Annotated in this window: 22 protein-coding genes; 16 read left to right on the top strand and 6 right to left on the bottom strand. The window is 69.7% G+C overall.

Going from position 1 to position 26,361, the window contains the following annotated elements; translation table 11 throughout:
* Positions 1 to 8 precede the first annotated feature (8 nt).
* The 9 genes from QJS31_RS23970 to QJS31_RS24010 all read left to right on the top strand — a co-directional run bounded on the left by QJS31_RS23970 (position 9) and on the right by QJS31_RS24010 (position 11,841).
* Positions 9 to 950, top strand: a complete 942-nt coding sequence (locus tag QJS31_RS23970) for a M56 family metallopeptidase (protein WP_029930604.1) — start codon at positions 9 to 11, stop codon at positions 948 to 950.
* Positions 943 to 2,868, top strand: coding sequence for a DEAD/DEAH box helicase (locus QJS31_RS23975; RefSeq protein ID WP_306357748.1), 1,926 nt, complete (start codon positions 943 to 945; stop codon positions 2,866 to 2,868). The genes QJS31_RS23970 and QJS31_RS23975 overlap by 8 nt, the downstream gene beginning before the upstream one ends.
* 462 nt (positions 2,869 to 3,330) lie before the next feature.
* On the top strand, positions 3,331 to 4,767 hold the full coding sequence (locus tag QJS31_RS23980; protein ID WP_029930606.1) for a GuaB1 family IMP dehydrogenase-related protein: 1,437 nt from the start codon (positions 3,331 to 3,333) through the stop codon (positions 4,765 to 4,767).
* A 382-nt stretch (positions 4,768 to 5,149) separates the two neighbouring features.
* Positions 5,150 to 6,520, top strand: coding sequence for a hemolysin family protein (locus QJS31_RS23985; protein WP_306357749.1), 1,371 nt, complete (start codon positions 5,150 to 5,152; stop codon positions 6,518 to 6,520).
* Positions 6,513 to 7,577, top strand: coding sequence for a hemolysin family protein (locus QJS31_RS23990; protein WP_143980725.1), 1,065 nt, complete (start codon positions 6,513 to 6,515; stop codon positions 7,575 to 7,577). Before QJS31_RS23985 ends, QJS31_RS23990 begins: the two co-directional genes overlap by 8 nt.
* On the top strand, positions 7,574 to 8,494 hold the full coding sequence (locus QJS31_RS23995; protein ID WP_306357750.1) for a 3-methyladenine DNA glycosylase: 921 nt from the start codon (positions 7,574 to 7,576) through the stop codon (positions 8,492 to 8,494). Before QJS31_RS23990 ends, QJS31_RS23995 begins: the two co-directional genes overlap by 4 nt.
* 318 nt (positions 8,495 to 8,812) lie before the next feature.
* Positions 8,813 to 10,390, top strand: a complete 1,578-nt coding sequence (locus QJS31_RS24000) for an LVIVD repeat-containing protein (protein ID WP_282781498.1) — start codon at positions 8,813 to 8,815, stop codon at positions 10,388 to 10,390.
* Positions 10,391 to 10,446: 56 nt separating this feature from the next.
* Complete coding sequence (locus tag QJS31_RS24005; protein ID WP_306357824.1) at positions 10,447 to 11,040, top strand: DUF305 domain-containing protein; 594 nt, start codon at positions 10,447 to 10,449, stop codon at positions 11,038 to 11,040.
* A gap of 78 nt (positions 11,041 to 11,118) precedes the next feature.
* Complete coding sequence (locus tag QJS31_RS24010) at positions 11,119 to 11,841, top strand: hypothetical protein (protein ID WP_282781501.1); 723 nt, start codon at positions 11,119 to 11,121, stop codon at positions 11,839 to 11,841.
* Here the strand turns inward: QJS31_RS24010 and QJS31_RS24015 are convergent, their stop codons facing one another.
* On the bottom strand, positions 11,842 to 12,477 hold the full coding sequence (locus QJS31_RS24015) for an HD domain-containing protein (protein ID WP_282781503.1): 636 nt from the start codon (positions 12,475 to 12,477) through the stop codon (positions 11,842 to 11,844).
* An 85-nt stretch (positions 12,478 to 12,562) separates the two neighbouring features.
* Between QJS31_RS24015 and QJS31_RS24020 the strand changes: the two genes are divergently transcribed.
* On the top strand, positions 12,563 to 13,522 hold the full coding sequence (locus QJS31_RS24020) for a GlxA family transcriptional regulator (RefSeq protein WP_306357751.1): 960 nt from the start codon (positions 12,563 to 12,565) through the stop codon (positions 13,520 to 13,522).
* On the opposite strand, the gene QJS31_RS24025 is transcribed toward QJS31_RS24020, so the two are convergent.
* The gene (locus QJS31_RS24025) at positions 13,519 to 14,055 is read right to left on the bottom strand and encodes a DM13 domain-containing protein (protein WP_306357752.1); all 537 of its coding nucleotides are present in this window, start codon (positions 14,053 to 14,055) and stop codon (positions 13,519 to 13,521) included. The genes QJS31_RS24020 and QJS31_RS24025 overlap by 4 nt on opposite strands.
* Positions 14,056 to 14,244: 189 nt before the next feature.
* Here QJS31_RS24025 and QJS31_RS24030 point away from each other — a divergent pair, with 189 nt between their 5' ends.
* Positions 14,245 to 15,714, top strand: coding sequence for a hypothetical protein (locus QJS31_RS24030; protein ID WP_306357753.1), 1,470 nt, complete (start codon positions 14,245 to 14,247; stop codon positions 15,712 to 15,714).
* Positions 15,715 to 15,759: 45 nt separating this feature from the next.
* Complete coding sequence (locus QJS31_RS24035; protein ID WP_282781510.1) at positions 15,760 to 16,377, top strand: TetR/AcrR family transcriptional regulator; 618 nt, start codon at positions 15,760 to 15,762, stop codon at positions 16,375 to 16,377.
* A 36-nt stretch (positions 16,378 to 16,413) separates the two neighbouring features.
* On the opposite strand, the gene QJS31_RS24040 is transcribed toward QJS31_RS24035, so the two are convergent.
* A complete protein-coding gene (locus tag QJS31_RS24040; protein ID WP_282781512.1) occupies positions 16,414 to 16,938 on the bottom strand; it encodes a MarR family winged helix-turn-helix transcriptional regulator in 525 nt (174 codons plus the stop codon).
* Positions 16,939 to 17,098: 160 nt separating this feature from the next.
* Between QJS31_RS24040 and QJS31_RS24045 the strand changes: the two genes are divergently transcribed.
* The 3 genes from QJS31_RS24045 (at position 17,099) to QJS31_RS24055 (ending at position 21,178) form a co-directional block, all read left to right on the top strand.
* Entirely contained in the window at positions 17,099 to 19,123 is a 2,025-nt protein-coding gene (locus QJS31_RS24045; protein WP_372341636.1) for an MMPL family transporter, read from the top strand.
* A 2-nt stretch (positions 19,124 to 19,125) separates the two neighbouring features.
* Positions 19,126 to 19,659 carry a TspO/MBR family protein gene (locus QJS31_RS24050; protein ID WP_306357755.1) on the top strand — a complete coding sequence of 178 codons (534 nt, stop codon included), beginning with the start codon at positions 19,126 to 19,128 and terminating at the stop codon, positions 19,657 to 19,659.
* 64 nt (positions 19,660 to 19,723) lie between these two features.
* Entirely contained in the window at positions 19,724 to 21,178 is a 1,455-nt protein-coding gene (locus tag QJS31_RS24055) for an SDR family oxidoreductase (RefSeq protein WP_306357756.1), read from the top strand.
* A gap of 126 nt (positions 21,179 to 21,304) precedes the next feature.
* On the opposite strand, the gene QJS31_RS24060 is transcribed toward QJS31_RS24055, so the two are convergent.
* Genes QJS31_RS24060 through QJS31_RS24070 form a run of 3 tightly spaced genes read right to left on the bottom strand, consistent with a single transcriptional unit; the run spans position 21,305 to position 23,980 of the window.
* Positions 21,305 to 22,594 carry an acyl-CoA dehydrogenase family protein gene (locus QJS31_RS24060; protein WP_039813352.1) on the bottom strand — a complete coding sequence of 430 codons (1,290 nt, stop codon included), beginning with the start codon at positions 22,592 to 22,594 and terminating at the stop codon, positions 21,305 to 21,307.
* A gap of 10 nt (positions 22,595 to 22,604) precedes the next feature.
* Positions 22,605 to 23,237, bottom strand: a complete 633-nt coding sequence (locus tag QJS31_RS24065; protein WP_306357757.1) for a TetR/AcrR family transcriptional regulator — start codon at positions 23,235 to 23,237, stop codon at positions 22,605 to 22,607.
* Entirely contained in the window at positions 23,234 to 23,980 is a 747-nt protein-coding gene (locus QJS31_RS24070) for an SDR family NAD(P)-dependent oxidoreductase (RefSeq protein ID WP_306357758.1), read from the bottom strand. Before QJS31_RS24070 ends, QJS31_RS24065 begins: the two co-directional genes overlap by 4 nt.
* Positions 23,981 to 24,162: 182 nt before the next feature.
* On the opposite strand from QJS31_RS24070, the gene QJS31_RS24075 reads away from it, so the two are divergent.
* On the top strand, positions 24,163 to 26,352 hold the full coding sequence (locus QJS31_RS24075; protein WP_282781229.1) for a malate synthase G: 2,190 nt from the start codon (positions 24,163 to 24,165) through the stop codon (positions 26,350 to 26,352).
* Positions 26,353 to 26,361 lie beyond the last annotated feature (9 nt).

Here is a 26,361-nt window from a genome sequence, read left to right on the forward strand (position 1 = left end):
GCTGAGGAATGGATGTAACCGCGCCGGTTTTCGCCGGTCTCGCGTTGTTTCTGGCGGGACCGGCTCCGGCGCTGCTCAGCAGAGCCACCTGGCCGTATCGCAATCCCCGTGCGGCACTGGTGCTCTGGCAGGCCATCGCGCTGGCCGCCGTGCTCAGCGCCTTCGGCTCCGGGCTGGCCATCGCCAGCCGACTGCTGGTGCCGGGCCCGGACGGGCGGCCCACCACCTCGCCCTACGCCGAGATCGATGTGCTGGGGCTGCCGCTGTGGCTGGCCTATGTCACCGTCTTCGCGCTGACCCTCATGATCGGCGGTCGGCTCATCTGGTCGGTGATCCGCGTCGGCATCCACACCCGCCGCCGCCGCGCCCGCCATCGCATGCTCGTCGACCTGCTCGATCAGCCCAGTGTGCAGCGCAAGGCCGCGGATATCCGGGTGCTGGCCGCCGCCGAGCCGATCGCCTACTGTCTGCCGGGCATCCGCCAGCGCGTGGTGCTCTCCCAGGGCACCGTGACCAATCTGTCCGATGCGGAGCTCACCGCGATCGTCAGCCATGAGCGCTCGCACCTGCGTGCCCGCCACGACCTCGTGCTGGAGGCGTTCACCGCCGCGCACGAGGCGTTCCCGCGGGTGGTGCGCTCCAAATCCGCGCTCGATTCGGTGAAGCTGCTCATCGAACTGCTGGCCGACGACTCCGCCGTGAAGGTCACCGGGGCGACGCCGCTGGCGCGCGCGCTGGTGGCCTGCTCGAATTCGGTTGCCCCGCAAGGTGCGATGGCCGTCGGCGGACCCACCACGCTGATCCGCATCCAGCGCCTCGCCGGACCGCTCGGCAGTGTGCGCGAGGCCGCCGCCGCGTACCTGGCCGCCGCCGCCATCCTGGTGGTGCCCACCCTCGCGGTCGCCATTCCGTGGCTCACCGAGCTGCACAGGCTGCTGATCAGTGCCTGACCCCGCCGCCCACCGGGCCGCCGCGCACGAGGGCACCGCATCCGAAGCCGCCGGATCCGATGCCCCCACGCCGCCCGACACCGCAGCGTCCACCGACACGGCCGTATCCACCGACACGGCCGTATCCACCGACACCGCCGCATCCACCGACACCGCCACACCCGACGACACCGCCACACCCGACGACACCGCCACACCCGACGACACCGCCACACCCGACGACACCGCCGCCCGCGAATCCGCTGCCTCCGATACCCCGTACGCGGACAGCCGGACGGCCGATCCGACGGTGTCCCAGCCCAGCGCTACCGCCGCCCGTGATCGGAATCCGGGCTTCGCGCGGGCCGAGGAGACCGTGCGTTACGCGGTCGTCTCCCGGCCGCTGACCTTCGCCGATCTGGGTCTGCCGCCGGTGCTCGTGCACGCGCTGCGCCGCGACGGGATCGAGCGGCCGTTCCCCATCCAGGGTGTGGTGATCCCGGATGTGCTGGCGGGACGCGATGTGCTGGGCCGGGCCGCCACGGGTTCGGGCAAAACGCTCGCCTTCGGTGTACCGATGCTGGTTCGGCTGTCCGGGGCACCCGCCCGTCCCGGCCGTCCACGCGGTGTGATCCTCGCGCCCACAAGGGAATTGGCGCAGCAGATCGAAGCCGCGCTGGACGAACCCGCCCTGTCGCAGGGCATCCGCCTCGCCTCCGCCGTCGGCGGGCTGCCGATCAAACGCCAGGAGGAGCGCCTCGCCCGCGGCGTCGACCTGCTCATCGCCACCCCCGGCCGCCTCACCGACCTGATCGGCCGCCGCGCGGTGGACCTGTCCGAGGTGCGCGCGATCACCGTGGACGAGGCCGACCACATGACCGAACTCGGCTTCCTCCCGCAACTGACGGCCGTACTCAACCGGATCCCCGAGGACGCGCAGAAACTGCTGTTCTCCGCCACCCTGGACCACGCCGTGGACGGACTGGTCGAGCGCTATCTGCGAGATCCCGTGCGGCACACGGTCTCCGGGCGGCCCGGGGGAACCGGGCACGGCGACCGTCACTCGCACGACCTCCCGGGCACCGGACGTGCGGAGCGCGCGGGGAATGTGTCCGACACACCGAATCACCCGGGCGAAGAAGCCGATTCTCCGACCGCCGGTCCCCGCGCGGTCGGCCATTACGCCGACCGTGACCGACCACCACCGCGAGCGACGGACGGCAGCCGGGTTCCGTCCGACCGTCCCGGTGACGAGGCGGTCGCCGAACACGACCGCGCGGTCGGCCATTACGCCGTGCGGGTGCGCCGCGGCGACAAGTACGCGGTTGTCGCCGAGATCGCCGCCCGCGCGGGTCGCACCCTGCTGTTCGTGCGCACCCAGTACGGCGTCGACAAACTCGCCCGCCGCCTGCGCGAGGCGGGCGTCGCGGCCGCCGCGCTGCACGGCGGCAAGGCACAGAACCAGCGCACGCGCACCCTGGCCGCCTTCGCCGACGGCACCGCGCCCGTGCTCGTCGCCACCGATGTGGCGGCGCGCGGCATCCACGTGGACGGCATCGATCTCGTCGTGCACGTCGATCCACCGGCCGACCCGAAGGACTACGTGCACCGTGCGGGCCGCACCGCCCGCGCGGGCGCGACCGGCACCGTGGTCACCATCGTCACCCCCGCCGACCAGGAGCCGTGGGCCGCGATCGTGTCCGCGGCGGGCGTGTCCGTCACCGATATCGACGCCCGCCCCGGCGACCGCCGCCTGGCCGAACTCATCGGCGCGCGCCGCCCGTCCGGCGTCCCGGTCTCGGACCCGGCCGCGCCCGAAACCACCGCACCCCAACAGGTTCCGCCCAGCGAGCCGCGCCGCCCCCGCCCCACCTCGCGCTCGGGCAGTCGCGTCCACACCAAGAAGCGCAAGCCCGGATCCGCTCGCCGGAGCCGCTGACGGCACGGTCGCGAGCGCCATACCCGCGGTGACGGACGCGCCGTTCCGGGCGCGTCGTCGCCACGCCCGGCAGCACCCCACTCGACCACCCCTCCGGGCCCCAGCCGGCGCTCGAGCGAGCGCCCACGGACCTTGCCGCGCTGGACAGACCGCGGCCGTCATCGACGGCGGCACGACGAACAAGGCGTTGGCTGGTCGCTCAGGGTGTTGCGACGGCGGCGGTCGCCCGAATCGTCACGCACCGGGCTCCGACACCGGCCGGGGCGACCCACGCGTCGCCGAGGCGATCCGCGACGTGTCATACGGCACAGCCGGAAACACGACCATCACCCGGTACACTGGACCGCTGCATGTGTGACATCAGGTTGAAGCACCGCCAGAGTGATTTGTGCCCCAAACCTGCCTCCGTAGCATGGCCACGACCGCAAATCCCGACGTCAAACCTATGAGGCGAACAGAACCGTGCAGTTCCTCCCCGGGCATAACCCGCCCTACGACTTGACCTACGACGATGTCTTCCTCGTCCCCAGCCGGACGGATGTGACGTCGCGATTCGATGTCGACCTGTCCACCAGCGACGGGACCGGCACCACCATTCCCGTCGTCGTCGCCAATATGACGGCCGTCGCGGGCAAGCGTATGGCCGAGACCGTGGCGCGCCGCGGCGGACTCGTAGTGCTGCCGCAGGATCTGCCGATCCCGGCCGCCGCCGAGACCATCGGCTTCGTGAAGAGCCGCTCGCTCACCGCCGACACGCCGGTGGTGCTGAGCCCGGAGCATTCGGTGTCCGACGCGCTCGGCCTCATCCACAAGCGCGCACACGGCGCGGTCGTGGTGGTCGAGGACGGCAAGCCGGTCGGTGTGGTCACCGAGGGCTCCTGCGCCGACGTGGACCGCTTCGCGCGGCTGCGCACCGTCGCCGACACCGATTTCGTCACCGCCGACGCCGCCACCTCGCCGCGCGACATCTTCGATCTGCTCGAGCACAACCACTCGACCATCGCCGTGCTGGTCAACGGCGACGGCAGCCTGGCGGGCGTGATGACCCGCACCGGCGCCGTCCGCACCGGCATCTACCAGCCCGCGGTCGACGCGCACGGCAAGCTGCGCATCGCCGCCGCGGTCGGCATCAACGGCGATATCCCGGCCAAGGCCAAGGCCCTGGTCGACGCCGGCGCCGACGTGCTGGTCATGGATACCGCGCACGGCCACCAGGGCAAGATGCTGGAGGCGCTGCGGTCGGTCTCCGGACTGGATCTGGGCGTGCCGATCGTGGCGGGCAACGTGGTCTCCGCGGCGGGCACCCGCGACCTCATCGAGGCGGGCGCGGACATCATCAAGGTCGGTGTCGGCCCCGGCGCCATGTGCACCACCCGCATGATGACCGGCGTGGGCCGCCCGCAGCTGTCGGCCGTGGCCGAATGCGCCGCCGCCGCCAAGGAATTCGGCAAGCACGTGTGGGCCGACGGCGGTGTCCGCCACCCGCGCGACGTGGCCCTGGCGCTCGCGGTCGGCGCGGCCAACGTGATGGTCGGCTCCTGGTTCGCGGGCACCTACGAATCGCCCGGCGATCTGCGCATCGACCGCGACGGCAACCGCTACAAGGAGAGCTTCGGCATGGCGTCCAAGCGCGCCGTCGCCGCCCGCACCGCCGCGGATTCCGCCTTCGACCGCGCCCGCAAGGCGCTGTTCGAGGAGGGCATCTCCTCCTCGCGCATGCGGCTGGATCCCGAGCGTCCCGGCGTGGAGGATCTGCTCGACCACATCACCTCCGGTGTGCGCAGTTCCTGCACCTACGCGGGCGCGAGCAACCTGGCGGAGTTCCACGAGCGAGCCATTCTGGGCGTGCAGTCGGCGGCCGGTTTCGCCGAGGGCCGCCCGCTGCCGTCCGGCTGGTGACGGCGCGGACCGCCGGTACCCGCGCGACCCAGCGACCCGGAGTGGGCGGCTGTCTGCCCCGAAACGACACGCCGACACCGCGACGCTTGTCGACTCACACGCCGCACACCGGGCGGCCACCGGAGACGAACTCCGGGACCGCCCGGTCTCGCGCGTCCGACGCGCTCACCGACCTGTGCTGCCGGTAGCATGAGGGCAGCCGGGGTCGCCGCGGCGGCGATCTCGCATACCCGCACCGGCCCCGCACCCCGTATTCGATCTGCGAAAGGAACCAGTTGTCACCCGCGTCCGAGGGCGCCGCTCAGGAGGGCTCGTCTACCGAGCCGGGTGACAAACCCGGCGCCATCGCTCTCCCAGCACCGACTGCTCGGTGGTGCTGACCGTGTCCACCGTGTTCACCTTGCTCGCTCTGCTCGGTTTCCTGGCGTTGACCGCCGGGACGGCCTTGTTCGTGGCCGCCGAGTTCTCGCTCACCGCCCTGGAACGCTCCACCGTGGAGGCGCACGCCCGCGAGGGCGACCGCCCGGCCCGGCAGGTGCGCCAGGCGCATCGCACCCTGTCGTTCCAGCTCTCCGGCGCACAGCTGGGCATCACCATCACCACGCTGATCACCGGCTATATCGCCGAGCCGGTGCTGGCGCGGCTGCTGGAACCGCTGTTCACCGCCATCGGCCTGAGTTCGGGTATCTCGCACGGCATTTCGCTGGCGCTGGCGCTGATTCTGGCCACCTCGCTGTCCATGATCTACGGCGAGCTGGTGCCCAAGAACATCGCCATCGCCGCACCGTTGGAAACCGCGCGCTTCACCGCCGGGCCCATGGTGGCGTTCTCGGCCGTCTTCCGGTGGATGATCAACTTCCTGAACGGCACCGCGAACTGGGCGGTGCGCCGGATGGGAATCGAACCGGCCGAGGAGCTGCGGTCGGCGCGCTCACCGCAAGAACTGGGGTCGCTGGTGCGCACCTCGGCCCTGCACGGCGCGATCGACCAGCGCACCGCGCAGGTGGTGGACCGGTCACTGCGCTTCGGTGAACGTTCCGCCGAGGAGCTCATGACCCCGCGCGTGAAGATCGAAACCCTGGACCAGGACGACACCATCGCCGACCTCATCGCCGCCGCGGGCCGCACCGGCTATTCGCGGTTCCCCGTCATCGACGGCGATCTGGACAACACGCTCGGCATCGTGCACATCAAACAGGCGTTCCTGCACCCGGTGCGGGCCCGGCGCAGCATCCGGCTGAAGACCATCGCGCAGCCGGTGCCAATCGTGCCCGCCTCCCTCGACGGCGACGAGGTGCTCGAACGCGTGCGCGCCGACGGTATGCAGGTGACCCTGGTGGTCGACGAGTACGGCGGCACCGCGGGCATCGTCACCATGGAGGACCTCATCGAGGAGATCCTCGGCGATGTGCGCGACGAGCACGACGAGGAGGAACTCGACGTGCGCCGCACCGCCGCGGGCTGGAACTGTTCGGGCCTGCTGCGCATCGACGAGGTATCGGCCACCACCGGATACCACGCGCCCGAGGGCGAGTACGAGACCCTGGGCGGGCTGGTGCTGACCCAGCTGGGCCGGATACCGGCGGCCGGGGACGAGGTGCTGCTCCCCCACTCCGACAATGCCTTCGAACCACACACCCGCGGCGGCTGGATCGCCAAGGTGGAGCGGATGGACGGCCATCGCATCGACCGCGTGCTGCTGCGCCCGGTCGACGCCGAGGGCCTCGCGAACTGGGAGCAGCGACATGGGTGATTGGCTCGCGGTACTGCTCACCGTCTTCCTGCTGCTCGGCAACGCGTTCTTCGTCGGCGCCGAGTTCGCGCTCATCTCCGCCCGCCGCGACCGGCTGGAAGCCCTTGCGGCACAGGGCAAGCGCAGCGCCACCACGGTGATAGAGGCGGCGCAGAATCTGTCCATGATGCTGGCGGCGGCGCAATTGGGCATCACCATCTGCTCCATCCTGCTGGGCCGGGTGGGTGAACCCGCGGTGGCGCATCTGCTAGAGCGGCCGTTCCACCTGATCGGCGTCCCGGATCAGCTGCTGCACCCGATCGCCTTCGCCGTGGCGCTCACCGTCGTGGTGGTGCTGCACATCCTGCTCGGTGAGATGATCCCGAAGAACATCGCCCTGGCGGGGCCGGAACGGATGGCGCTGCTGCTGGTTCCGGTGCATCTGATGTGGCTGCGGCTGGCGCGTCCGCTCATCGCGCTCTACAACCTGGCGGCGAATCTCACGCTGCGGGCGCTGCGCATCGAACCGAAGGACGAACTCGACGCCACCGTCTCCTCGGTGGAGTTGGCGGAGATGTTCGGCGAATCCCATTCCGAGGGGCTGCTGGACGAAGAGGAGCATCGCCGCCTCACCCAGGCGCTCGGCTCCAGCGACCGCCTGGTCGCCGATGTGATGGTGCCGCTGGCCAAGGTGCGGTCCGCCCCGCTGCGCGGCGACGGCACCACCCTCGGCGATATCGAATCCGCGGTGGCCGAGACCGGCTACTCCCGCTACCCGGTGCGCGCCACCGACGGCTCCCTCGTCGGCTACCTGCACGTCAAGGATGTGCTCGACCTGGTCGCCGACGACAAGGCCGGACCCGACACCCCGATCCCGCGCACCGATATCCGGCCGCTGCCCAGCGTGAGCAGCGGGGCCACCCTGTTCGAGGCGCTGGCCCGGTTGCGGCGCACCAACTCCCACCTCGGCCGGGTGGTGGACGGGCGCGGCACCACGGTCGGCATCGTGGCCCTGGAGGATCTGGTGGAGGAATTCGTGGGCACCGTCCGCGACGCGACCCACCGGCTCGCGGAATGAGCATGTCGGACGGTGAACTACGGGCGCTCGGGCCGCGGATCCTGCCGCGAACCGAGTGGCGCGACCGCGCCGCCGCCCACCGGGACCGGGTGGACGCGCTGATCGGGCCGTATCTGCGGCAGCGGGCGGCCGGTTCCGCCCATCCGGTGATCGACTTCCTGTTCACCTATTACGGGCACAAGCCCGCGCAGTTGAAGCGGTGGCATCCGGGCTACGAGCTGGCGCTCGCCGATGCCGCCGAGTACGCGGATTACCGTGGCTACCAATCGATTCCGCTATCCGCACCGGACGGTGACGGCACCGCGTGGACCGCGGCCCCCGACTTTCTCGCCAAGCGCCGCGACACCATCGCCTTCGTCGCGGACCTGCTGGCGGCGACCGCCGCTCGCCCCGCCCAACTGTCCTGCTTCGGCCTGCACGAATGGGCCATGGTGTACCGCACCGACGACATCCGCCACCAGCAGGTCCCGCTGCGCCTCGGCACCGCGGGCACCGACGCGGTCGTCGAATCCATGCAACTGCGCTGCACCCACTTCGACGCCTACCGCTTCTTCACCCCGGACGCCGCCCCCCGCAACGCCGAACACCTCACCCGCGCCGACCAGATCGCCCGCGAACAACCAGGCTGCCTGCACGCCAACATGGACCTCTACAAGTGGGGCTTCAAACTCACCCCGCTCATCGACTCCGACCTCCTGTTCGACTGCTTCGCCCTGGCCTGCGCCGCCCGCGAACTCGACATGAAGGCCAGCCCCTACGACCTCACCGCCTACGGCTACACCCCGATCCCCATCGAAACCCCTTCCGGCCGCTCCGAATACGTCCGCGCACAAGCCGGTATCGCCGATCGTGCCGCGGTGCTGCGCTCCCGGTTGCTCGACCGCTGCCACACCCTGCTGTCGACCTCTTCGGCGTAGTCACAGCCGGATAAGCCGGTCCCAGTCGATACGAACGCGGATCGGCACATCCACCTCGGCACCTTCCGGCACATCCACCGCGGCATCTTCCGGCCCAGTCGACGATCCCGGTCATGTCGTGAACGGTAGCTCCGGGACACCACGGATACGATCTCGCGCAGCGGCGGTGGGCTGACCGGAGCCGCCAATTCGCGGGAGAACCCTACCGGTCGGTCAGATTGTCCATTAACTTATGACCGTATCCGGGGACACAGTCCGTGCTCGCATGTGCCCCGAATCACTGACACTGATGTCCGGGAGAAGGTCGGGGTGACCGCAATGTCGCGGTGGGCGAATGTGCGTCGGTCCAAGCCTGTCGTCGTGGTGGCGGCGGCGCTGCTGGCGGCGGCCGTGCTGCCGATCGGGGGTGCGTCGGCGGATCTGCAATCCGATATTCAGAACGCGGTGCGGGAGTTCCTCGATGTGGGACGCACGGCCGTGCCGCGTGCCGACTGCGGACCGGGGGCCATGCCGGAGCCCGGATTGCAGGGCGACGTTCCAGCCACCGACCGCAGCAGTGGACGCAGCGCGCAGGGGTACCGGTGCAATATGACCTTCGTCGGCGGGTACGTCGGGCGGGGAGCGGGGATCACCTCGGCCACCTTCGAGCACTGCTCGTACACCGGGTCGTTCTTCCCCGGCAATATTCTCGGGCCGTCACAGGGCGTGCAGGTGCTCGACGTCTCCGATCCGACCAACCCGGTGGTGACCGCCACCCTCACCGAACCGGCCATGCTGGCCGGGACGTGGGAGTCGCTCAAGGTCAATGCGGAGCGGAAGCTGTTGGTGGGCACCGGGGTTCCCATCGGGGAGGGTGCGGGGTACCTGTCGGTCTACGACATCTCCGACTGCGCGCATCCGCGCCTGCTGAATCCGGGACCGGGCACGAATCTGCTCATGCCGCTGCCGATCACCACCCACGAGGGCGGGTTCTCCCCCGACGGACGCACCTACTGGGCCTCCGGTATCGCGCCCGGCTTCGTGAGCGCCATCGACCTGACCGACCCCGCGAATCCGCATGTCATCTGGCAGGGACTGACCGGTATCGAAGCGCACGGGTTCGGCATCAGTCCCGACGGCGATCGCATGTACCTGTCCGCGCTCGGCGGTTTCACCGTGCTCGATATCAGCGCCGTGCAGCGCCGCGACCCGAATCCGCAGGTGCCGCATCTGGGCCGGGTGTTCTGGACCGACGGCTGGGCGACCCAGCACAGCGTGCCGGTCACCTACGACGGACGCCCGTACCTGTTCACGGTGGACGAAGGCGGTTCCGGCGGCGTGAAACTCATCGACATCGCCGACGAGACCGCGCCGACGGTGGCCGCCAAGATCAAGCTGGAGATCAACCTGCCGCAGCATCAGGATTCCCTGGTCGCGTCGTCGATGGGCGGTTCGGTGTTCTCGTACGATGCCCACTACTGCGCCGCCGACCGGCCCGCGAATCCCACCGCGCTGGCCTGCGGCTGGGAGTCCTCCGGCATCCGCGTCTTCGATGTGCGCGATCCGTTCGCCATTCGCGAGATCGCCTACTTCAATCCGCCCGCCCGCACCGGGCGCAATCTGGAGCTGTGGAACTCCCCGCACGCGCTGGCCTCGCTGATCGGCGTGCCCGCCATGGAGTTCCCGTCGGCGGCGCGCGCCATCCTGGAGGGGCAGTTCGATCTCGGGCAGGCGCTGTCGCAGCGCTCGGGCATGCTGGCCTTCGGCGACCTGTCCACCGACTGGTGCTTCGCGCCGCCGGAATGGCATGGCAGCCAGCTGTGGACCAGCTGCAACGACAACGGATTCATGGTGTTGCAGCTCGACGAGCGCGTGTACACCCCGCCCGCCGATCAGCAGTCCGTGGTCGGCTCGTGAACCGGCTGCGTGCCGCCGCCTACGTGGCGGCGGCGCTGCTGCTGGTGGCGATCGGTATGGCGTTGCGCCCCACCCTGATTCCCGACGACCGGACCGCACCCCCGGTCCTGGATCCGGTCGAGATCGGGTTCACCCGGGATATGCTGGCCCACCACGAACAGGCGCTGCTCATGGTGCAGCGGCTGGATCCGGCCGCCGACCCGGTGATTCGGCAACTGGCGCAGCAGATCTCCGACACTCAGCGGGTGGAGATCGGCACCATGCTGGGCTGGCTGCGGCTGGCCGGCGTCTCCCCCGGCGGACGCGAGCCGATGGCTTGGATGCACGAGGGCGAAACCACTGCCGCCCATCATCATTCGGCCGTTCCCACTACCACGGCCACCAATTCCGACGGACTCATGCCCGGTATGGCCACCTGGGGCGAACTCGACGCCCTCGCCGCCGCCCGCGGGGTCGACGCCGAAACCCTGTTCCTGCAACTGATGCTGCGCCATCATCTCGGCGGCGTCACCATGGCGAAGGCCGCCGACGAACTGCTCACCTCGGGTCCGGTGAAAGAGGCGGCGCGGGCGATGATGACCGCCCAGAACCAGGAGGCGGGCATCATGACCATCATGCTGGCCCAGCGCGGCGCACAACCACTGCCCTGACTCCGCGCCCCACCGGCCCGTCGGTATCGTCGATAGCGTTCGACGGCCCGCCGGGGCCGGGAGAGGTTGATCGAGAGCATGGCCCAGCCGCAGACCCTCACCATTCCGGAACATATCCACGGCTATCCGCGGGTGGCGTTCGGCGGCTATGTCGCGGGCATGCTGGCCCGGCACGCCGGGGCCGATACGGTCCGGGTCGACTTCCGCCGGGCGGTACCGGTCGGCGCGCCCGTCACCATCACCGCCGACCCCGACCGCACCGCGCTGACCGACGCCGGCGGCCTGCTGCTGGCCGAGGCCGCGCCCGCGGCGCTCACCCTCGCTCCCCCGGACGCGCCCTCCTGGTCGGAGGCCAAGCGCGCCACCGAAGCGGCGCTGTCCTCTCCCGATCGCCAGGTCACCGACTGCTACGGCTGCGGTGTGCTGTGCGAACCCGGCCACGGATTGCGGCTGTTCCCGTGGGCCACCCCCGACCGCCGGGTCATGGCCGCCGCCTGGACCCCCGATCCGGGTCTGGCCGACGAGCACGGGGAACTTCCGCCCGAGGTCGTGTGGTCCACGCTCGACTGCCCCGGCGGTATCGCGGCCTGGGTGTTCCAGGGCATGGGCCAGGGTGCGGTCACCGCAGCCCTCACGGCCACCCGGACGCAACCCGTGCTCGCCGGTGCCGAATACATCGCCTACGCCTGGGCGTTGCACCGGGACGGTCGCAAACACACTGTCGGCGTGGCGCTCTCGACACCGGACGGACAGCCGTGCGCGGTCGCCGAGGCGCTCTGGATCGCCCCGCGCAGCGCCTGATCACTCCGGCCAGTCCGAGCCCTCGATCACCTCGACGAAGTTCGCTCGGGCGAAGCCCGGCGAGAAGCGCTCCAGCACATCGGCTTTCACATTGCCGAAGGTCGTCGCCGGGCGGTGCGCGATGCCGTCGGTGAAGGCGGCCAGAATCCGTCGTTTGAAATCGGGCCGCGGATGCGCGGCCACCACCGCGGCCCGCTGCTCGGCGCTGATGTCGTGATAGCCGATGCCGAGCACATCCAGTTCGACTCCCGCTGTCACCAGCGCGATCTCGGGCGCCATGCGGGTCGGGATCTCCGGCGTGGTGTGCAGTGCGATGGCGGTCCACACCAGATCGGCGCGCTGGTCGGCGATCCCGTGGGCGTGCAGGAATTTGCGCGCCTCGTCCGCGCCGTCGATCTCGAAACGCTGGTCGTCGGTGCGGTAGCGGTCGGTGAGGCCGAGATCGTGGAACAGCGCGCCGACATAGAGCAGTTCGGCGTCGAAGTCGAGGCCGCGGCGGCGGCCCTGGAGCGCGCCGAACAGGAATACCCGCCGGGAGTGGTCGTAGAGGAGCGGCGTGGCGGTGTCGCGGACGAGTTCGGTGGCCGCGCGGGCCAGGGCGCTGTCGGGGATGGCGATATCGGCGATCGTGGTCATGGATCGAGCTTCGCCCGCGCACCCGGTCCGCCACCATGGCCATCCGGCCGCGAACCCCTCGGATTCGGCCATTAAGCTCGCGGGGGTGAGTCGCACGATCGCGGTGGCGGTGTACGACGGCGTCCGCCTGCTGGACGCCACCGCCCCGATGGAAGTCTTCAGCACCGCACTGGAATTGGGCGGCGGATACGAGCTCGTGCTGTGTTCGCCGGACGGCGGTCCGGTCACCACCTCGGCGGGGACGAGTCTCACGGCGCACACCTCCTACGCCAATGTCCGGGGCGCGCACACGGTGCTGGTTCCGGGCTCCGCGCGGTTGCCGCAGGCTCCCGCACCGCCCGAACTGGTTTCCGCCATACCGGATTTCGCCGCCGGCGCGCGCCGGATCGCGTCGGTGTGCACCGGTGCCTTCGCCCTCGCGCAGGCGGGCGTGCTCGACGGCCGCCGCGCCACCACGCACTGGCGGCACGCCGCCACGCTCGCTCGCGCGCACCCGCGGGTGACGGTGGAGCCGGACGCCATCTATGTGCGCGACGACACGGTCTACACCTCGGCCGGTGTCAGCGCCGGCATCGATCTGGCGCTGGCACTGGTGGAGGCCGACGAGGGCGCGGAGCTGGCCCGGGATGTGGCACGGGACCTGGTGGTCTTCCTGCAGCGGCCGGGCGGTCAATCCCAGTTCTCGGTGGCCGCGCGGCTGCCCCGCCCCCGTCACGATCCGCTGCGCGCCCTGCTCGACGACATCCTCGCCGATCCCGCCGCCGACCACTCCCTGCCCGCCATGGCCGCGCGCGCCGCCCTCAGCGTCCGGCACCTGACCCGGCTGTTCCGCGAACATCTCGACACCACCCCGGCCGCCTTCGTGGAAGCGGTCCGGCTGGAGGCGGCGCAGACCCTGTTGGAATCGGGCGAATCCATCGCCCGCACCGCCCACCGCTGCGGCCTGGGCAGCGAGGAATCACTGCGCCGCGCCTTCCTGCGCCACCTGGGCGTCACCCCCTCGGCCTACCGCGCCCGCTTCCGCACGGCGCTGCTCCGGGCCTAGGCGGTGCGCAACTCCGCCGCGCCGAAGGACACATTGAACCGGTCGCACCAGATCGACACGCTCCGCAGCGTCGACAGGTCGACGTCGGCGGGAATCTCGTAGTTCTGACTCCCCTTGTTGCCCTTCAGATTTCCCAGACTCACGAACGCACCGTCGTCGAAGACACCCCACCCGTCACGCCCGGGCAGCACCGGGGCGTCACTGAGCCACACGAACAGCGCGGGCCCGTCCGAGGTATCGAGGTCCTCCAGCCGCAGCACGCGCTGACCGTTGCCGAGGTCGAGTACCCGCAGCGTGCCGCTGGTGGCGTGCTCGTGCGAGATGAACTCGCCGGTGTAGAGCGTGCGCGGCCGCGCGGGCGTCGCACCAGGGGTGACCGGGGCGTTCACCGTGGGCGCCGCCTCCTCGACCGTGGTGTTGGTGAACAACCGCCAGGGCTGGAACAACGCCAGCCCGATACCGAGCGCGACCACCAAGACCGCCACCACCGCCCAGGTGATGGGGGATCGAGTGAGCCTGCGTACCGACACCATGTTTCATCCTCCGAGTTCCGTGTTCGCCGTCGCTGTCTCGATTCAACCTGGTCCGCATGGCCTGGTCGCCCCTGCGGGACGCACCGTCACACCTTCGTCACACCTCACGCGGACCCACTCTTAGAAACAGTTGCGTAGCTACGTTACTGTAGCTATCCTGAGAACGTTCCCCCCGAAAGGATTCCGGCGATGTCCGCTGCCCTCCCTCTCTCCATCGACTGGACCGCTACCCGCGGCACCTCATGCACCACCTTGACCACCCACGTCTGGACCGCACCGCCGCTGCGACGCGGTGAACCCCTACACGACAAGGCCTTCGCCGCACTGCGCGCACTGGAAGCCGATTACGTCCGGCTGCTGCCCTGGTTCTCTTCGCCGAAACTGTCGGTGCCCGAGCTGTATCCGCCCGTCGACGGCCACACCTCCTGGGACTTCGCGCAGCTCGACCAGTTCATGGACGACTGCCTGTCGGCCACCACGGGACGGCCCGTGGTGGCGAACTTCGCGACCATCCCCACCTGGATGTTCCACACCGCGCAACCCGTCGCGCTGCAGGATGATCCGGCGGCAATCCACTGGGATTACGAGCAGGGCACCGAATTTCGCGACCCCACCCTCACCGAGGTCGCCGACCACTTCGAGCGCATCGGCCGCTGGTATCTGGCAGGCGGATTCACCGATCAGTTCGGCGTACGCCACACCTCCGGGCGCCGACACCGATTCGCCTACTGGGAGGTGCTCTGCGAACCCGATATCGGTCACCGGTTGTCACCGCAGGTCTACACCCGCCTCTACGACGCGGTGGTGGAGCGGCTGCGAGAACTCGATCCCGAGATGAAGTTCGTCGGGCTGTCACTCAGTCCGGTGACACAGGATCCGGAGTACTTCTGGCATTTCCTGGATCCCGCGAACCACCGGGCCGGCATTCCGGTCGACGCCGTGTCGTATCACTTCTACGCCACCCCGGATATCCTCGATCCCACCAGCGCCGAACGGAATCCGCCGTTCGAGGAATGGCGCGGCACCTTCTTCGCTCAGGCGGAGGGGTTCATCACCCAGGTGCGGCTGATCGATTCCATACGCCGCAAGCTGTCTCCGCACACGAAGACCTTCATCAACGAGATCGGGTCCTTCGCACCGGACGTCATGAGCACCGAACCCGATATCCCCCAGGACTATTGGGCACTCGGCGGTGCGGTGATCGCATACCTGTGGTCGCGGCTGACCGAGCTGGGCATCGATATCGTCGGCGTGGCCGAGTTCATGGACTATCCGGGCATGATCGCGGGAACGTCACTGCTGGACTGGAACACCGGCGAACCCAACGCCCGCTACCGGGTGCTCCAGCTCCTGCTGGAGCATTTCGGTCCGGGCGACGAGCTGTTCGACACCGCGATCGGACACCCCATGGCACCGGAGGGCCGCCTGCACGCGCGAGCCTTCCGGACCGCGGCCGGTGAGCGGAAGGTCCTGCTGGTGAACAAGTACCCCGATCCGATCGCGGTCCACTGCACCGCACCCGACCGGCCGCGGTCGATGGCGGTCGTGGACACCGGGACAGGCGCGGGCCCGGCCGCCGTCCGCGACAATCCGGGTGACGTCCTGGAGCTCGGCCCGTACGCGACCGCGGTCGTCACCCTGGCCACCACCGCCGACTAGTCTGCATCGGGACGTACCTCCCGACCCGACGAAGGACCGACAACCATGCCGAGCACGCGCGGCCGCCGCAGCGACGCCGAGGTGGTGGCGGCGATTCGCACCGCCGTCATCGAGGAGTTCGACGAGGTCGGCCTCGGCAGGCTCACCATGGAACGCATCGCCCAGCGCTCCGGCATCGCGAAAACCTCGCTGTACCGGCGCTGGGACAGTCCGCAGGCGGTATTGCTGGATGCCGTCCGCTCCGCATTCCCGCACGAGACGGTCTCGGCCACCGACGATCTCCGCCACGATCTGATCGCGGCACTGAAACTGCTGGTCGACTGGATGGATACGCCGACGGCGCGCGCCGTCGCGGCGATTCTGCTGGACCGCGCCCGCTATCCGGAGCTGGCCGAGGCCGTCTACTCGGATGTCTTCGAGCCCGCGGGCGGCCGCTTCACCAGCACGGTCCTGCATCACTACGCGCGCATCGGGCGAATCGATCCGGCGCGGCTCACCCCCGTGGTCCTCGATATCGGTGAGGCGCTGGTGCTCAAGATCGCGTTCGACACCGGCGCGCTGCCCGGCGAGCGGACCCTCGCCGATATCGTCGACCAGGCCATCCTGCCCGCCGTCGGACCCACCCCTGAGCCCGGACGGGGCCTTGACTTCAGCCGGACCTGAAGATCGGGTGGTCGCTTGCCGGTGTCCGGGCGCTGTTCACCGGGCCGCCGGATCGGTCACGGCGTCGAAATGCGCACGCAGAGCGTGGATGACGGCGGTGAGCACGCGGTGGGTGGCGTGCAGGTCGGCGTCGGAGAACTCGGCCATGGCCGCGCGGGTGCGCTGGCCGAGCGGCAGGAAGAAGTTCTCGGCGGCCGCGCGGCCGGAGTCGTCGTGGTGCAGGATCACTCGGCGCCGGTCACTCGGGTCGTCGGCGCGGCGCAGATAGCCGGATTCACTCAGCCGCTCCACCAGGTAGGTGACCGCGGGTGAGGACATGCCCATGAGCTTCCCGAGCTGGCCGGGGGTGAGCGGGCGATCGGCGAATTCGGCGGTGGCGACGTGCAACAGCGCCCGGAAGTCGTTGGGGCGCAAGCTCTCCGATCGCGCGAAGGCATGGCCCAGCTGCTCGGACACGGCGGTCAGGGCGCGCAGGTCCGCACCGATCTCCGTCTCCAGCGCCGCACGGTCCTCCGCCGCGGCCGATCCGCGCGGGATGGCGGTCGAATCGCTCTCACTCACGGAGTCAGCCTAAACCGCTCACCAGTTCTCTCGATTGCTTAATAATTAAGAATCTGAGATATTTGGTCGAGTGGGTATCTGGGATCGCTACTCGACACTGGTCACGGCACGCCGGTCATGGCTGTTGCCGATACTGCTCATCGCCGTCGGCGGAGCGCTCATGGCGGGCATCGGCGAGAACGACACGGCGGGCAGCGCCCCGCGGTCACTGCCCGCGAGCGCGGAATCCGCCCGCGCGGACCGGGCACTGGAGCAGTTCCCGGATGCGGACACCGCCGCCGCCATCGCCGTGGTGACCCGCGCCGACGGCGGCGCGCTGACCGAGTCCGATCGGGCCGCCGCGGCCGACGCGGTGGCTCGTGCGACCGCCTCCGGCGCTCCCCCGGCCGATGCGCTCGTCCCCGCCCCCGACGGCGCGGCCGTTCTCGCCTCGATCCCGGTGCCCGCCGACCTGAGCGGCACGGAGCTCTCCGACCGCGTCGATCGGCTGCGCCAGGACGCCCGCGCCGGACTGCCCGACGACCTGGTCCTCGAGGTCACCGGCGGCCCCGCCTTCGCCGCCGACATCTCCGACTCCTTCGCGGGCGCGAACACCACGCTGCTGGCGGTGACCGCGAGCGTGGTCGCCGTGCTGCTCATCCTCACCTACCGCTCCCCCGTGCTGTGGCTGGTTCCGCTGCTGGTGATCGGACTCGCCGACCGGGTCGCGATCAGCGTCGCCACCGGCCTGGCCCGCTGGACCGGGCTCACCTTCGACGGCTCCACCTCCGGCATCACCAGCGTGCTGGTGTTCGGCGCGGGCACCAACTACGCACTGCTGCTGGTCTCCCGCTACCGCGACGAACTACGCCGTGAGCCCGACCACCGCGCAGCACTGCGGCGGGCCGTCGGCCGTGCCGGACCCGCCATCCTGGCCAGCAATCTGACCGTCGTGACCGCCCTGATCGTCCTGCTGGTGGCCGCCGCGCCCAGCACCCGCAGCCTGGGTGCGCTGGCCGCGGCCGGACTGCTGGTGGCGCTGGCCTTCGTCCTCGTCGGGCTGCCGCCCGCGCTGGCCCTGTGCGGGCGGCGGGTGTTCTGGCCCTTCGTCCCTCGACCCGACGGCACCGATCTCGCCGAACGGGGCGCGTGGCACACCCTCGCCACCCGCGTCACCGACCGGCCGCTGCCGGTGCTGGCGGCGACCACGGCGCTGCTCGCGGTCTGCGTGGCGGGGCTGTTCACCGTCGATGTCGGCCTCGCGCAGACCGAGCAGTTCCGGGTGCGCGCGGAATCCGTCGACGGATTCGACACTCTCGCCCGGCATTTCCCCGCGGGTGCGTCGGACCCCACCGTGGTGGTGGCCCGCTCCGAGGCCGACACGGCCGTCGGCGAGGCGCTGACCGGGACCCCCGGCGTGGTGCGGGCGACCCCGACCGGCACCGCGCCGACCGGCCTGACCCGCTGGTCGGTGGTGCTCGACGCGCCGCCCGCCTCGGACCGCTCGGCCGAACTCGTCCGCACGCTGCGCGACAGGCTCGCCGACATCCCCGACGCGCAGGCGCTGGTCGGCGGCAGCGACGCCGAGGCCCTGGACACGAGTAGGACGGCGGGACGTGACCGGCTCGTCGTCATCCCGCTCATCCTGGTCGTGGTGCTGCTGATCCTGCTCGCCCTGCTGCGCGCCGTCCCGGCCGCCCTGCTGCTGGTCGCGGTGACGGTACTGAGCGCGCTGGCCGCCCTGGGCCTGGGCAGCTGGCTCGGTACCCACGTCTTCGGTTTCCCGGCGCTGGATACGAACGTGCCGCTGTTCGCTTTCCTGTTCCTGGTGGCGCTCGGCGTCGACTACACCATCTTCCTGGTCACCCGGGCCCGCGAGGAGACGCCGGAGTACGGCACCACCCGCGCCATGGTGCGCGCGGTCTCGGCCACCGGCGCGGTCATCACCAGCGCGGGCATCGTGCTGGCGGCGGTGTTCACCGTGCTCGGGGTACTGCCGCTGATCACCCTGACCCAGCTCGGCATCGTCGTCGGCATCGGCATCGTGCTCGACACCTTCGTGGTGCGCACCGTTGTCATTCCGGCGTTGTTCCGGCTGATCGGTGCGCGCATCTGGTGGCCGAGCCGCCCGGACGCGCACACCGCCCAGGTTTCGACCACCACACCGAGGGAAGCCGCCGTTAGGAGCGGTGACAGAACGGAGTGATCATGAACAGCCGAGCGGGGACGAGTGATTCGACCGTCCGTCGATCCGGACCGGCGCACTACGGCACCGGCGCGCAGGTGGCCGGGCTGGCGGTGATCGCGCTGCTGGTCGCCGCGGCGGCCGCGGTCGGGAATCTGTCGGCGGTCTCGACCGCCGACAAGTACGAAGCCCTGGAACAACCGGCCTGGGCACCGCCCTCGTGGCTGTTCGGCCCGGCGTGGACGCTGCTCTATTCGCTCATGGCGATCGCGGCGTGGCTGGTGTGGCGCGCGGAGCCGTGGCAGCGGGTGCGCGTCGCCCTCGGCGTCTTCGTGGTGCAGCTGATCCTGAACGCGCTGTGGACGCCGCTGTTCTTCGCGGCCGAATGGCGCGGGGTGGCCTTCGCGGAGATCCTGGTCCTGCTGGCCGCCATCGTCGCCACCATCGTGCTGTTCGCGCGCCACCAGCGGTGGGCGGCCGGTGTGCTCATACCCTATCTGCTGTGGACCGTCTTCGCGGCGGCGCTGAATCTGGCCGTCTGGCAGCTGAACACCTGACGGTGCACACCTGAGCGGAAACAACCGACCGTGCGGAGTACGACCGACCGGAAGAGGTGAGCGCGTGCGCTGTGTGATCTTCGGGGCGACCGGATACATCGGCGGCCGACTGGTGCCGGAACTGCTGCGCCGGGGCCACAGCGTGCGGCTGCTGGTCCGCAGTCCGGAGAAGCTCGCCGAGGTGCCGTGGCGGGATCGGGTGGAGGTGCGCACCGGTGATGTCACCGATGCCGAGGCGGTGGACGGCGCGCTCGCGGGCCAGGACGTCCTCTACTACCTGATCCATTCGCTCAACCGCACCGATTTCGAGGAGGTGGATCGGCGCGCCGCCGAACTCGCCGCGGACGGGGCGGGCCGGGCCGGGCTGCGGCGCATCGTCTATCTCGGCGGCATCACCCCGGATGGTCAGCGGCTGTCACGGCATCTGCGCTCCCGCGCCGAGGTCGGCGATATTCTGCTGGCCGGGTCGACGCCGGCGCTGGTGCTGCGCGCCGGGGTAATCATCGGATCGGGTTCGGCCAGTTTCGAGATGCTGCGGTATCTCACCGAGCGGCTGCCGGTCATGGTGACCCCGCGCTGGGCCCGCAACCGCATCCAACCCATCGCGGTCCGCGATGTCCTGCACTATCTGGTGGCCGCCGCGGAACTGCCGGACTCGGTGTCGGGCGCGTTCGATATCGGCGGTCCCGATGTGCTGACCTACGTGGACATGATGCACGGCTACGCCGCCGTCGCCGGACTCACGCGCCGGGTCATCGTGCCGGTACCGGTGCTGACACCGTGGCTGTCGGCGCTGTGGGTGAATCTGGTGACCCCGGTACCCCGCTCCATCGCCGTCCCGCTGATGGAGTCGCTGATCAATGACGTGGTGTGCCGTGACACCGCCATCGACGAGCACATCCCCCCGCCGCCGGAGGGCTCGACCGGCTATCGCCGTGCCGTCGAACTGGCGCTGGCCCGCATCAAGGATCTCGACGTGCCCACCCGCTGGTCGGATGCCGGTGCGCCGTCCGATCCGCTACCCACCGATCCGGAGTGGTCCGGCGGCACCGTGTACACGGATGTGCGCGAACTCGCCACCACCGCCGACCCCGACCGGGTCTGGGCGGTGATCGAGGCGATCGGCGGCGAGAACGGATGGTATTCGTTCCCGCTGGCGTGGTCGCTGCGCGGCTGGATCGACCGGCTCGCGGGCGGGGTGGGGCTGCGCCGCGGCCGTCGCGACCCGCATCGGCTGCGCCCCGGCGAGGCCCTGGACTGGTGGCGGGTCGAGCACATCGAGCGTCCGCGGCTGTTGCGACTGCGCGCCGAGATGCGGGTGCCCGGTCGCGCCTGGCTGGAGCTGTCGGTCGCACCGGGGGCCGGCGGCGGTGCGGTGTACCGGCAGCGCGCCGTCTTCGAACCGCACGGGTTCGCCGGACAGCTCTACTGGCGGTCCATCGCCCCGTTCCACGCGGTGATCTTCGGCGGCATGGCCCGCAATATCACCGGGACCGCCGAGCACGCACCGGTGGCGTGACCGGTCCCGCCGACGGGAACCCTTGTCCGCCAGCCGTTCCCGTCGGCGGGCTTCGGTCGGCGGGGTTCGGTCGACGGGCTTCGATCGGCGGACTTCGGTCGACGGGGTTCGGTCAGCGGGATGCGCTCACAGGTTCCCGACGGTGTGTTCGAGCCGCTGCGCCACCAGTTCCCGCGCCTTCTCCCGCAGCGCCGGGCGGTAGCCGCTCGGGTACACCGGATCGCCGGGCTCGTAGGTCTTCAGGATCTCCTTGGCGAGGGTGATCTTGTGGACCTCGGTGGGGCCGTCCGCGATGGCCATGACCTGGGCGTAGTTCATCATGTCCACGAACGGCAGATCGGTGCTGACGCCAATGGCACCGTGCAGGTGCATGGCGCGCTGGGCGATATCGTGCATGACCTTGGGCATGGCCACCTTGATGGCCGCGATATCGTGGCGAACCTTGCGGTAGTCCTGCTCGGAGTCGATCCGCCAGGCGGTGCGCAGCACCAGCAGCCGGAACTGCTCCATCTCGATCCAGGCTTCGGCGATCTTCTCCTGCGTCATCTGCAGACCGCCGAGCACACCCTTGCGCATGGGCCGGGAGACGGCGCGCTCGCACATCATGTCGAAGGCCTTGCGCACCATGGCGACCGTGCGCATGGCATGGTGCACGCGACCGCCGCCGAGACGGGTCTGGGCCACGATGAAGCCGAGTCCCTCGGTCCCGAGCAGCGCGTCGGCGGGCACCCGCACATCGGTGAAACGCAGATGCCCCTCGTTCTCGCTGAATCCGGGCACCGTGAAGTTCTTCACGATCTCCAGGCCGGGGGTGTCGGCGGGGACGATGAACATGGACAGCCGCCGGTGCGGTTCGGCGTCCGGATCGGTGACCACCATGACGATGTGGAAGGTGGCGAATTCGGCGGCGGAGTTGAACCACTTCTCGCCGTTGATGACCCAGTGGTCGCCGTCGCGCACCGCGCGCGTCTTGAAGGCCGTCGGATCGGAGCCGCCGGTGGGTTCGGTCATCACATAGCAGGAACCGATCTCACCGTCGAGCAACGGTTGCAGATACCTCGCCTTCTGTTCGGGGGTACCGAAATGAGCGAGGATTTCGGCATTGCCGGAATCCGGTGCCTGACAGCCGAACACCAGCGGTGCCCACTTGGAGGTGCCGATGACCTCGTTGAGCAGGGCCAGTTTGAGCTGGCCGTAGCCGGGGCCGCCGAGTTCCGGGCCGAGATGGCAGGCCCACAGGCCCTGCGCTTTCACCTTCTCCTGCAACGGCTTCATCAGCGCCCGGATCTCGGGGTTGGTGCGGTCGTAGGGTTCCGGGTACAGCAGGTCGAGCGGCTCGACCTCGTTCCGCACGAAATCGGCCACCCAGTCCAGTTTCCGCTGGTACTCCGGGTCGGTCTCGAAATCCCAAGCCATGGTCAGCCTTTCACTTGTTCGCGGCCGGTGCCGCGACACCGTCGAGGATGGTGGTGATGAGAATGTCGGCGATCTCGTCGGGGGTGCGCGCACCGTCGGGGCGATACCAGCGGCTGACCATGTTCAGCATGGCCACCACGCTGTTGGTGACGGCGTGATCGTTGGTGCCCAGCACTCCGGCGCGGTGGCCCTCGTCGAAGACCCGCTGCCAGCAGCCCTGAATGGCCTCGCGCAATTGCTGCAGGTCGGCCTCGCGTTCGGCGGTGAGCGCCCCGGCGTCGCGCAGGGCGATGGTGACCTCGTGCTGGTGTTCGATGATCAGCCGGACGTGGTCGCGAATCAGGGTGCGCAGCTTGTCGATCGGTGCGGCGTCACGCTCGGCGACGGCCGCGGCGGCGTCCAGCATGAGCTGGGTGTAGTTGCGCCGGATCTGGAAGAGCAGCTCCTCCTTGGACCCGATGTGGTAGTACAGCGCGCCGCGCTGGATCCCGGCCCGGTCGCCGATCTCGCCGACGCCGGTGGCGTGAAACCCCTTCTCCGCGAACAGTTCCATGGCCGCGCGCATGATCCGCTCCCGGGTATCCCCCGGGTTCGCCGCCGAGGCGGGTGGCCGTCCGCGCCGCCGCGCCGGTGCCGCGGTCATCGCCAGCCGCCGTCGAGGGCCAACGTCGCCCCGGTGCAGAAGGCCGACGCGTCGGAGGCGAAGAACAGTGCGGCCCCGACGATATCGGCCGGGACGCCGATCCGCCCGAGCGCGTTGTGCTGGGCGAGGTGATCGCGCATCTCCTGCGGCCACGCCTTGGCGATATCGGTGTCGAAGGCCCCGCAGCGAATGGTGTTGACCCGCACCGCCGGGCCGTAGGTCTGCGCCAGCCCGCCGGTGAGTGCCTCCAGTCCGGCCTTGGCCGCCGCGTAGGGCACCGCGAGGGGTTCGGGTTTCGCGGCCTCGATGGAGGAGATATTGACGATCGAGCCGCCACCCGCGGCCGCCATGCGCGGACCGATGAGCGCGGACAGCCGGAACGCACCCTTGAGGTTGGTGGCGATCACCTTGTCGAACATGGCCTCGGTGACCTGGTCCAGACTCGGGTACAGCAGGGACATGCCCGCGTTGTTGACCAACACGTCGACCGTGCCGTATTCCGCGTACACAGCCTCGACCAGGGTGTCGCATTGCTCCCAGACGCCGACATTGCAGGCCACCGGCAGCGCCCGCACGCCGTATTTCGCGCGGATCTCGGCGGCCAGGGCAGCACACGCGTCGAGTTTGCGGCTGGCGATCACCACGTGGGCTCCGGCGTCGGCGAAGGCGTGCACCATCTCCCGGCCCAGCCCGCGGCTGCCGCCGGTGACCACAACGACCTTCTCCGACAGGGATTTTCCCATGCACCGACACCTTCACGTCCGGGAACGACAGAAATGTTCCGCTCAGTACATTAAATGTACCGGCCGATACAATCAAGACCGGCGGCGCATCCGGAAGTGCGGGCCGCCGCCGCCCGCCACATACCCGCGAGTAACATGACGGGCGTACTTTTTCCACCCGGCTTCTCGAAATGAGGCATTAGATGACAGAGCGGATTCAGGTCGGCGGGCTCCAGGTTGCCAAGGTGCTCCACGATTTCGTGGAGAACGAGGCCCTTCCCGGCACCGGCGTAGATTCCGCCGCGTTCTGGTCGGGTGCCGAGGCCGTCATCAACGACCTCGCTCCCCGTAACCGTGCTCTGCTCGCGGAACGCGACGACATCCAGGCCAAGATCGACGAGTGGCACCGTGCTCACCCCGGCACCGGCTACGACAAGGCTGCCTACAAGCAGTTCCTCACCGAGATCGGCTACCTGCGTCCCGAACCGGCCGATTTCCAGATCGGCACCGAGAACGTGGACGCCGAAATCGCCACCACCGCGGGCCCGCAGCTCGTGGTCCCGGTGATGAACGCCCGCTTCGCCATCAACGCCGCGAACGCGCGCTGGGGCTCGCTGTATGACGCCCTGTACGGCACCGACGCCATCTCCGAGGAGAACGGCGCGGAGAAGGGCACCGGCTACAACAAGGTCCGGGGCGACAAGGTCATCGAATGGGCCCGCAACTTCCTCGACGACGCGGTGCCGCTGATCACCGGCTCCCACGTCGGCTCCACCAAGTACTCCATCGAGGACGGCGAACTCGTCGTGGGCCTCGAGGACGGCACCGACATCGGCCTGGCCGACCCCTCGGCGCTGGTCGGCTACCTGGGCGATCCGGCGAACCCGACCTCGATCCTGCTGAAGCACAACGGCTTGCACATCGAGATCCAGATCGATCCGTCGTCGCCGATCGGCTCCACCGACACCGCCGGTGTCAAGGACGTGGTGCTGGAGTCCGCGGTCACCACCATCATGGACTTCGAGGACTCCGTCGCCGCGGTGGACGCCGAGGACAAGGTGCTCTGCTACCACAATTGGCTCGGCCTGATGAAGGGTGATCTGGCCGAAGAGGTCAGCAAGGGCGGCAAGACCTTCACCCGCACCATGAACCCCGACCGCGTCTACACCGCCCTCGACGGCTCGGAGCTGGTGCTGCACGGCCGCTCGCTGCTGTTCGTGCGCAATGTCGGCCACCTCATGACCTCCGACGCCATCCTCGACGCCGACGGCAACGAGGTGCCCGAGGGCATCATGGACGGCCTGCTCACCGTGCTGATCGCCAAGCACGCGCTGGATGGCGACACCAAGCTGAAGAACACCCGCACCGGCTCCATCTACATCGTGAAGCCGAAGATGCACGGCCCCGACGAGGTCGCGTTCACCAACGAGCTGTTCGGCCGGATCGAACAGGTGGTGGGTCTGCCCGCCAACACCCTCAAGGTCGGCATCATGGACGAGGAGCGGCGCACCACGGTGAACCTGAAGGCGTGCATCCACGCCGCCAAGGACCGCGTGGTCTTCATCAACACCGGCTTCCTCGACCGTACCGGCGACGAGATCCACACCTCCATGGAGGCCGGGCCGATGGTCCGCAAGGCCGAGATGAAGGGCCAGCAGTGGATCCTGTCCTACGAGGACTTCAATGTCGACACCGGTATCGCCACCGGCCTGCCCGGTAAGGCGCAGATCGGCAAGGGCATGTGGGCCATGCCGGACCTGATGGCGGACATGCTCGTCCAGAAGGTCGGCCATCCCAAGGCCGGTGCGAACACCGCCTGGGTGCCCTCCCCCACCGCCGCCACCCTGCACGCCACCCACTACCACCTGGTGGACGTGTTCAAGCGGCAGGCCGAGATCGCCAAGGGCGGCGCGCGTGCCAGCGTCGATCAGATCCTGGAGATCCCCCTCGCCGCCGACACCACCTGGTCGGCCGAGGACAAGCAGCAGGAACTCGACAACAACTCCCAGGGCATCCTCGGCTACGTGGTCCGCTGGATCGACCAGGGCGTCGGCTGCTCCAAGGTGCCCGACATCAAGGACGTCGGCCTCATGGAGGACCGCGCCACCCTGCGCATCTCCTCCCAGCTCATGGCCAACTGGCTGCGCCACGGTGTCGTGTCCGAGGACGAGGTCATCGCCTCCCTCGAGCGCATGGCCCCGGTCGTCGACCGCCAGAACGCCGGTGATCCGAGCTACCGCCCGATGGCCCCGGACTTCGCCTCCAGCATCGCCTTCCAGGCCGCCAAGGAACTCGTGCTCGAGGGCACCAAGCAGCCCAACGGCTACACCGAGCCGATCCTGCACCGCCGCCGCCGCGAGGCCAAGGAGTACAACGCCAAGTTCGGCGCGTAATCGCGGACC

The sequence above is a fragment of the Nocardia sp. CC213A genome (assembly GCF_030766805.1).
Classification (GTDB): Bacteria; Actinomycetota; Actinomycetes; order Mycobacteriales; family Mycobacteriaceae; genus Nocardia; species Nocardia otitidiscaviarum.